Below are 8,230 nucleotides of genomic sequence, written 5' to 3' on the forward strand. Positions count from 1 at the left end.
GCCGCCGGTCGGGGTGTAAACCCCGATGGGAGGAAAGTCCGGGCTCCACGGAAATGCGGTGCCGGGTAACGCCCGGCGGGGGCGACCCCAGGGATAGTGCCACAGAAAGCAAACCGCCTCGCCGCCGTCCGGAAACGGGCGTCCCGGCAAGGTAAGGGTGAAAGGGTGCGGTAAGAGCGCACCGCGGGCCCGGCAACGGGTCCGGCACGGTAAACCCCACCGGGAGCAAGACCGAATAGGGACGACAGGCCGCAAGGCCGGGCAGGTTCTCCGTGCCGTCGTCCGGGTAGGTCGCGCGAGGCGCCCGGCAACGGGCGTCCCAGATGAATGGCCATCCAGAGGCCGGGCCTTCGGGCGCGGCCTTGGACAGAACCCGGCTTACAGGCCGTCTGGCGTCTATTCCTCCCCTTTCTGCCGCGTCATCACTGTTAGAACATATAGAGAACAAAAGATGTCGGCGCGCCGCGACTGACGCCGCCTTCCCAACGCCAGAAACAAGGCCTTCGTGCGGCTCGATAACTTTTCATAAACTGCTTTGACATCTTCGACAGTGCCGCAGAATACTTGCATCGCGCGTTGACGCCCATCTTGCCCCATGATATCCCATGAAATCCCATAACGGCCATTGCCGTCCCAGGGGCGTGCGCAGCCAGCGCATCGCGGGACGGGTCGGAGGGGGACGGCCCGAGTGACTGTGCGCACGACGGGTCGCGGCGTCAGGCGGGAGACCCAGGGTGAGGCAGCCGTTCCTCGGCACCCACATCAACAAGATCGACGCGAAGGGACGCGTCTCGGTACCGGCTGCCTTTCGGCAGGTGCTGGCCGATGACGCCTTCCCGGGCGTCGTCTGCTTCCCGTCCTACAAGGCCGAGGCGATCGAGGGCTGCGCCATGGGCTTCATGTCGGAGCTGTCCAACTCGGTCGACGAGTACCAGCTGTTCTCCGACGAGCAGGAGACGCTCTCGGACGTGATCTTCGGCACCAGCGCCAGCCTCGCCTGGGACAGCAACGGCCGCATCCAGCTGCCCGCCGACCTGCTCGAGTTCGCCCGTCTCGACGGCACCGCCGCCTTCGTCGGCATGGGCAAGACCTTCCGGATCTGGGAGCCCGAGGCCCTGGCCCGCTCCCAGGCCGAGCGCCGCGCCCAGGCCCGCGACCGGGGCCTGTCCCTGCGCCTGCCCAACGGCCGGCCGAGGAGCGAGGCATGACGAGCCGCCGCCCCCAGGCCGAGGCTGCCGCGCCGCGCGCCGCCGCTGGCCACGCGCCGGTCCTGCATGCGCCGGTCATGCTGGCCGAGGTCCTGGCCGCGCTGGCCCCGCGCGACGGCGGGCTCTACGTCGACGGCACCTTCGGCCGCGGCGGCTATGCCGTCGGCATCCTCGAGGCGGCCGACTGCCGGGTCGTCGGCCTCGACCGCGATCCCGAAGCCATCGCGCACGGCCGCGCCCTGGCGGCCGGCTACGGCGGCCGCCTGGTCCTGGTCGAAGGCCGCTTCGGCGAGATGGACCGCCTGGTGACGGCCCGCCCGGTCGACGGCGTCGCCCTCGACCTCGGGGTCTCCTCGCCGCAGCTCGACGTCGCCGAGCGGGGCTTCTCCTTCCGCTTCGACGGGCCGCTGGACATGCGCATGGGCGGCAACGGCCCGAGCGCCGCGGACGTCGTCAACTCCCTGCCGGAAGGCGAGCTCGCCGACGTCATCTACCGCCTCGGCGAGGAGCGCCGCTCCCGCGCGATCGCCCGGGCCATCGTCGCCGCGCGCGCCGAGAAGCCGATCGAGCGGACTCTGGAGCTGGCCGAGCTGGTGCGCTCGGTGGTCAAGCCCGCCAAGGACGGCCTCGACCCGGCGACGCGCACCTTCCAGGCGCTGCGGCTCTACGTGAACGACGAGCTCGGCGAGCTCGAGCGCGGCCTCGCCGCCGCCGAGCGCATGCTGGCCCCCGGCGGCCGCCTCGCCGTGGTCGCCTTCCATTCGCTCGAGGACCGCTTGGTCAAGACTTTCCTGCGCCAGCGCAGCGGCACCGCGGCCCGCGGCTCGCGCCACCTGCCGCCGAGCGTCGAGCCGGGGCCCGAGGTCGGCGGCAGCTTCGCCCTGCTCCACCGCCAGGCCCTGCAGCCCGGCAAGGCCGAGGCGCGCGCCAACCCCCGCGCGCGCTCCGCCAAGCTGCGCGCCGCCGAGCGCACGGCCATGCCGCCGCTCGCCGGGTCGGCCGCGGCAGGGGAGGCCTGAGCCGATGCGCTGGTCCTACCTATTCTGGCTGGTCGTGCTGGCGGGCGCCGCCGCGACGCTGTTCGAGATCAAGCACGAGGTGCAGGCCCTCGAGGAGGACCTGCTGGCGACCGAGCGGCGGATTCGTACCGAGCGCGAGACGATCGAGGTGCTGCGCGCCGAGTGGAGCTTCCTGAACCAGCCCGCGCGCATCGAGCGCCTGGCCAAGGAGCACCTCGGGCTCGGGCCGATGACGCCCGACCAGATCGTCACCGTCGACCGCCTGCCGCCGCGCCCCGAGGACTTCCAGCGCGTGCCGGTCGCCCTCGACGAGCTGCTGCCCCCGGTCCGGCCCGAGCAGCTCACCGGCTTCGCTGCCACACCCGTTTCGGAGACCACGCGATGATCGGGCAGAACCGCCATGCCACCCGGGTGGCCCGCGTCACGCCCTGCGGCCGCGACCTGGGCGCCCAGCAGGGCTGGGTCGTCGAGCTGGAGGGCCAGGCCAAGAGCGCGCTCGAGATCGGACGCACCCGGCTTCTGGTCACGGGCTTCGTCTTCGTGCTGGCATTCCTGGGCGTCGCCGGCCGCCTGGTCGACCTCTCGCTGTTCGGCGCCGCCGCCGAGCCGGCGCGCGCCGAAGCGCCGAGCGCCGCCGAGCTGCGCCCGACCCGGGCCGCGATCCTGGACCGCAACGGCGAGATCCTGGCGACGACCCTGCCGGTCGCCTCGGTCTACGCCAACCCGCACGAGATCCGCGACCCGGCAACCGCCGCCGGGCGGCTGGCGACGGCCCTGCCCGGCCTCGACGCCGCTCAGCTCGGCGCCAAGCTCGGCGCCGACCGCAGCTTCGTCTGGGTCAAGCGCCACGTCAGCCCGCGCGAGATGGCCGCGGTCAACCGTCTGGGCATCCCGGGCGTGCGCTTCCAGCGCGAGGAGAAGCGCGTCTACCCGCACGGCGCGCTGGTCAGCCAGGTCGTCGGCCTGACCGACATCGACGGCCACGGCATCGCCGGCATGGAGCGCGCCGGGGACCAGGCGCTGGCCGACGGCCACCGCCCGCTGCGGCTCTCCCTCGACCTCCGGCTGCAGTACATCATGGCCGAGGAGCTGGGGGCCGCGATGGAGACCTTCAGCGGCATCGGCGCCGCCGGCCTAGTGGTCGACGCCCGCAACGGCGAGATCGTCTCCATGGTCTCGCTGCCCAGCTTCGATCCCTCGGACCCGGGGGCGGCGAGCGAGGAGGCCCGCTTCAACCGCGCCAGCCTGGGCGTCTACGAGATGGGCTCGGTGTTCAAGCTGTTCACCGCGGCCATGGCGCTCGACGCCGGCACGGTGCGGCTGACCGACGGCTACGACGTCACCGACGCGATCCGCGTCGGCCGCTACCGCATCACCGACTACCACCCGCTGCGCGGCACCCTGAGCGTGCCCGAGATCCTGATGCACTCCAGCAACATCGGCACCGTGCACATGGCGATGGACGCGGGGACCAAGCGCCTGCTCGCCTTCTACGACGCGCTCGGCCTGACCCGCCCCGCCGAATACGAGCTGCCCGAGAGCGGCGACCCGCTGCTGCCCACGCCCTGGCGGGAGGTCAACACCATGACGGCCTCCTACGGCCACGGCATCGCCGTGACGCCGCTGCAGCTGGTGCGCGCCGTGGCGGCGGTCGCCAACGGCGGCGAGCTGCCCTCGCTGACCCTGCTGCGCCGCGAACCCGGCGACGCGACCCGCGGCACCCGGGTGCTGACCGAGGAGACCTCGCGGCAGATGCGCTGGCTGATGCGGCTGGTCGTGGAGCGCGGCACCGGCCGCAACGCCGAGGCGCCCGGCTACCTGGTCGGCGGCAAGACCGGCACGGCCGACAAGCTGGCGCCCTCCGGCGGCTACGCCCGCAACAAGAGGATCGCGACCTTCGTCGGCGCCTTCCCGATGGACGACCCGCAATACGTCGTCTTCGCCATGGTCGACGAGCCGAAGGGCATCAAGGCGACCTACGGCTACGCGACCGCCGGCTGGGTCACGGCGCCTGTGGTCGGACGCGTCGTCGACCGCATCGCGCCGCTGCTCGGCATCTCACCGCGGCGCGGCGACGACGAGATGGAGACCGAGCAGCGGATCGTCCCGGTGGTCTTCCGGGGGATGGAATTTGCGGCTCGCTGAGCTGATCGACAGGGAGACGACGGTCATGTCCGCTGCGGCTGCGCGCACCGAGATCCTGGGCCTCACGGCGGACAGCCGCCGTGTCGAGCCCGGCTGGCTGTTCGCCGCGATCCCGGGCAGCCGCCTCGACGGCCGCGACTACATCGACGAGGCGGTAGCGCGCGGCGCCAGCGCCGTGCTGGCGCCGGCCGGCACGCGGCTCAAGGACTACGGCCGCGAGGTCGCGCTGATCGAGGACGCCGAGCCGCGCCGCGCCCTCGCCCACCTCGCCGCCGGCTTCCACGGCGAGCAGCCGCGGGTCATCGCCGCCGTGACCGGCACCAACGGCAAGACCTCGGTCGCCAGCTTCGCCCGCCAGCTCTGGGAGTTGCTCGGCTGGCCGGCCGCCAGCCTCGGCACGCTCGGCCTGGTGCCGCCGCGCGCCGATGCGCCCAAGGCGCTGACCACCCCCGACCCGGTCGAGCTGTCGCGCTGCCTGGCCGAGCTCAAGGCTGCCGGCTTCGAGCATCTCGCCCTGGAGGCCTCGAGCCACGGCCTCGACCAGTTCCGCCTGGACGGCCTGCGCCTCTCGGCCGCCGCCTTCACCAACCTCTCGCGCGATCACCTCGACTACCACGGCAGCATGGCGGCCTACCTGGCGGCCAAGCGCCGGCTGTTCGCGGAGCTGCTGCCGGCCTCCGGCACCGCCGTGCTCAACGCCGACGTGCCGGAGTACGAGGCCCTGCTGGCGCTGTGCCGGGAGCGCGGCCAGCGCGTGCTGTCCTACGGGCGCGCCGGCGCGGAGCTGCGGCTGCTCGACCTGACGCCGGAGAGCGGGCGCCTGGTGCTGCGCCTGTCGGTCTTCGGCAAGGAGCGCAGCGTCGCCCTGCCGGTCGCCGGCACCTTCCAGGCCTGGAACGCCATGGCGGCGCTTGGCCTGGTGCTGGCCGATCCGGCGGCCGCCCCCTGCCAGGCGACCGCCGCCCTGGAGCAGATCGGCGGCGTGCCGGGCCGGGTCGAGCTGGTCGGGCACACGCCGGCCGGCGCCGCCGTCTACGTCGACTATGCCCACACGCCCGGCGCCCTCGAGACGGTGCTGCAGGCGGTCCGGCCGCACGTCGCCGGCCGTCTGTTCGTGGTCTTCGGCGCCGGCGGCGACCGCGACGCCGGCAAGCGGCCGCTGATGGGCGAGGCCGCGGTCGCCAACGCCGACCTCGCCATCGTCACGGACGACAACCCGCGCAGCGAGCCGCCGGCGGCGATCCGCGCCGAGATCCTGGCGGCCGCGCCCGGCGCCCTGGAGATCGGCGACCGCCGCAGCGCCATCGAGCAGGCGGTCGGGCTCCTGGAAGCGGGCGACGCGCTGGTGATCGCCGGCAAGGGCCACGAGGCCGGCCAGATCGTCGGCGATCGCGTGCTGCCCTTCGACGACCGGCTGGTCGCCGGCGACGCGATCGCCAAGCTCGGCGCCGGCGCGCCGCGGGGAGGCCGGGCATGACCCCGATCGCGACGGATCGCCAGACGCCGCTCTGGACCGCCCGCGAGGCGCTCGAGGCGACCGGCGGCCGCGGCCCGGGCGACTGGCAGGCGCACGGCGTCTCTATCGACAGCCGCAGCCTGCTCGCCGGCGACCTCTTCGTGGCGCTCGAGGGCCCGAGCTTCGACGGCCACGACTTCGTCGCGGCCGCCCTGGCCAAGGGCGCCGCGGCCGCGCTGGTCCACCGCCTGCCGGAGGGGCTGCCCGAAGGCGCGCCGCTCCTGCTCGTCGGGGACACGCTCGAGGCCTTGCGCGGGCTCGGCCGGGCGGCGCGAGGGCGCACGGCGGCTCGGATTCTCGCGGTCACCGGCTCGGCCGGCAAGACGACGACCAAGGACGCCCTGCGCGCCTGCCTCTCGCGCCGGGGCAGCACCTACGCCAGCGCCGCCAGCTTCAACAACCATTGGGGCGTGCCGCTGTCGCTGGCCCGCCTACCGCGCGAGGCCGCCTTCGGCATCTTCGAGCTGGGCATGAACCATCCCGGCGAGATCGCCGAGCTGACGCGCATCGCGCGACCCGACATCGCCGTCGTCACCAACATCGGCCTGGCGCACATCGAGTACCTGGGCAGCCAGGAAGCGATCGCCGACGCCAAGGCCGAGATTTTCCAGGGCATGTCGGCGGCCGGCAGCGCCGTGCTGCCGCGCGACGACGCGCACTACGAGCGCCTGCTCGACCAGGCCCGCAAGGCCGGGATCGGCCGGGTCGTCGGCTTCGGCCGCCACGCCCAGGCGGAGGTCCGACTGGTCAGCGCCGACCTCTATGCGACCTGTAGCGCGGTCTCCGCGGTCGTGCTGGGCGAGCCGATCCAGTTCTGCCTCTCGCTGCCCGGCGAGCACCATGTGATGAACGCCCTGGCGGTGCTGGGCGCCGCCCGCCTGGCCGGCGCCGACCTCGCCGACGCGGCCTCCGAGCTGGCGCGCCTGAAGCCGCTCAAGGGCCGCGGCGCGCGCCGCAAGCTGGCGGTGGCCGGGGGCGAATGCCTGCTCATCGACGAGAGCTACAACGCCAACCCCAAGTCGGTCGAGGCGGCCCTCTCGGTGCTCGCCAAGGCCGTGCCCGGCCCCGGGGGCCGGCGCATCGCCGTGCTCGGCGACATGCTCGAGCTCGGCGCCGGAGCAGCCGACTACCACCGCGCCCTGGCCAGGCCGCTCGAAGCCTACGGCATCGACCGCCTGTACTGCTGCGGGCCGATGATGGCCGAGCTGGCCAAGGTCCTGCCGGCCGGGCGACTGGCCGCCCACGAGCCGGACTCCCGCGCGCTGGCGCGGCGCGTCGCCGCCGAGCTGGCGCCGGGCGACGCCGTCCTGGTCAAGGGCTCGCTGGGCAGCCGCATGGCGGTGGTCGTCGAGGCCCTGGAGGCGCTCGAGGGCGGCGACGAAGACGGCCGGCGCGCCCCGCGCGCGGCCAACGGCTCTTGAGGAGGTGACGTCTTGCTGAATCTCCTCGTCCCCCTCTCCGACGAACTGGTCGTCTTCAACCTGTTCCGCTACCTGACCTTCCGGACCGGCGGGGCGGTGCTGACGGCGCTGCTCTTCGCCTTCGTCTTCGGCCCCCGGGTCATCGCCCGGTTGCGCGCGCGGCAGCGCGAAGGCCAGCCGATCCGCAGCGACGGCCCCGAGACCCATCTGCTGACCAAGCAGGGCACGCCAACCATGGGCGGCGTGCTGATCCTCTCGGCGCTCACGGTCTCGACCCTGCTGTGGGCCGACCTGTCGAACGCCTACGTCTGGATCGTGCTGTTCGTGACCATCGGCTTCGGCCTGCTCGGGGCCGGCGACGACTACCTGAAGCTGACCAAGCGCAGTCACAAGGGCCTGTCCGCCAGGCTGAAGCTGGTCGGGCAGCTCGTGATCTCGGCGGTCGCCATCGCGGCGATCGTCTGGCTGAGCACCGACGAGCTGCGCAACCAGCTGGCCGTGCCCTTCCTGAAGAACGTGCTGATCGACCTCGGCCTGTTCTTCGCGGTCTTCGCGCTGGTCGTCATGATCGGCGCCTCGAACGCCGTCAACCTGACCGACGGCCTCGACGGCCTCGCCATCGTGCCGGTGATGATCGCGGCCAGCTGCTTCGCGCTGATCGCCTACCTGGTCGGCAACATCCGCTTCGCCGACTACCTGCAGATCCACTACGTCGCCGGCACCGGCGAGCTGGCGGTCTTCTGCGGCGCGCTGGTCGGCGCCGGCCTGGGCTTCCTGTGGTTCAACGCGCCGCCAGCCATGGTCTTCATGGGCGACACCGGCTCGCTGTCCTGCGGCGGCGCCATCGGCACGATCGCGGTCATCGTCAAGCACGAGCTGGTGCTGGCGATCATCGGCGGCCTGTTCGTGCTGGAGACCGTC

Annotated in this window: 7 protein-coding genes and 1 other RNA gene; all 8 read left to right on the forward strand. The window is 73.1% G+C overall.

The features are described from left to right. Positions 1 to 397: RNase P RNA component class A (gene rnpB / locus WD341_RS06820), an RNA gene on the forward strand; the annotation flags it as partial. Between the two features lie 337 nt (positions 398 to 734). Next, the gene (locus WD341_RS06825) at positions 735 to 1,208 is read left to right on the forward strand and encodes a division/cell wall cluster transcriptional repressor MraZ (protein WP_368424687.1); all 474 of its coding nucleotides are present in this window, start codon (positions 735 to 737) and stop codon (positions 1,206 to 1,208) included. Next, positions 1,205 to 2,227: a 16S rRNA (cytosine(1402)-N(4))-methyltransferase RsmH gene (gene rsmH / locus WD341_RS06830; RefSeq protein WP_368424688.1), complete on the forward strand. Its 1,023-nt coding sequence runs from the start codon at positions 1,205 to 1,207 to the stop codon at positions 2,225 to 2,227. The genes WD341_RS06825 and rsmH overlap by 4 nt, the downstream gene beginning before the upstream one ends. A 4-nt stretch (positions 2,228 to 2,231) precedes the next feature. Continuing rightward, the gene (locus WD341_RS06835; protein WP_368424689.1) at positions 2,232 to 2,612 is read left to right on the forward strand and encodes a hypothetical protein; all 381 of its coding nucleotides are present in this window, start codon (positions 2,232 to 2,234) and stop codon (positions 2,610 to 2,612) included. Next, positions 2,609 to 4,372 (forward strand): peptidoglycan D,D-transpeptidase FtsI family protein, encoded by a 1,764-nt coding sequence (locus WD341_RS06840; RefSeq protein ID WP_368424690.1) that lies wholly within the window; start codon positions 2,609 to 2,611, stop codon positions 4,370 to 4,372. The genes WD341_RS06835 and WD341_RS06840 overlap by 4 nt, the downstream gene beginning before the upstream one ends. After that, the gene (locus WD341_RS06845) at positions 4,359 to 5,849 is read left to right on the forward strand and encodes a UDP-N-acetylmuramoyl-L-alanyl-D-glutamate--2,6-diaminopimelate ligase (protein ID WP_368424691.1); all 1,491 of its coding nucleotides are present in this window, start codon (positions 4,359 to 4,361) and stop codon (positions 5,847 to 5,849) included. The genes WD341_RS06840 and WD341_RS06845 overlap by 14 nt, the downstream gene beginning before the upstream one ends. Beyond that, on the forward strand, positions 5,846 to 7,309 hold the full coding sequence (locus WD341_RS06850) for a UDP-N-acetylmuramoylalanyl-D-glutamyl-2,6-diaminopimelate--D-alanyl-D-alanine ligase (RefSeq protein WP_368424692.1): 1,464 nt from the start codon (positions 5,846 to 5,848) through the stop codon (positions 7,307 to 7,309). The genes WD341_RS06845 and WD341_RS06850 overlap by 4 nt, the downstream gene beginning before the upstream one ends. 12 nt (positions 7,310 to 7,321) lie before the next feature. Next, on the forward strand, positions 7,322 to 8,230 hold a 909-nt coding region (gene mraY / locus WD341_RS06855; protein ID WP_368424693.1), incomplete at its 3' end, for a phospho-N-acetylmuramoyl-pentapeptide-transferase.

It is taken from the genome of Tistlia sp., from assembly GCF_040905785.1.
Taxonomy (GTDB): domain Bacteria; phylum Pseudomonadota; class Alphaproteobacteria; order Kiloniellales; family DSM-21159; genus Tistlia.

Bases quoted from the DNA above. Each gene is read 5' to 3' on its own strand.
- WD341_RS06850 (WP_368424692.1), top strand. From the start codon at position 5,846: ATGACCCCGATCGCGACGGATCGCCAGACGCCGCTCTGGACCGCCCGC.
- WD341_RS06835 (WP_368424689.1), top strand. From the start codon at position 2,232: ATGCGCTGGTCCTACCTATTCTGGCTGGTCGTGCTGGCGGGCGCCGCC.
- WD341_RS06840 (WP_368424690.1), top strand. From the start codon at position 2,609: ATGATCGGGCAGAACCGCCATGCCACCCGGGTGGCCCGCGTCACGCCC.
- rsmH (WP_368424688.1), top strand. From the start codon at position 1,205: ATGACGAGCCGCCGCCCCCAGGCCGAGGCTGCCGCGCCGCGCGCCGCC.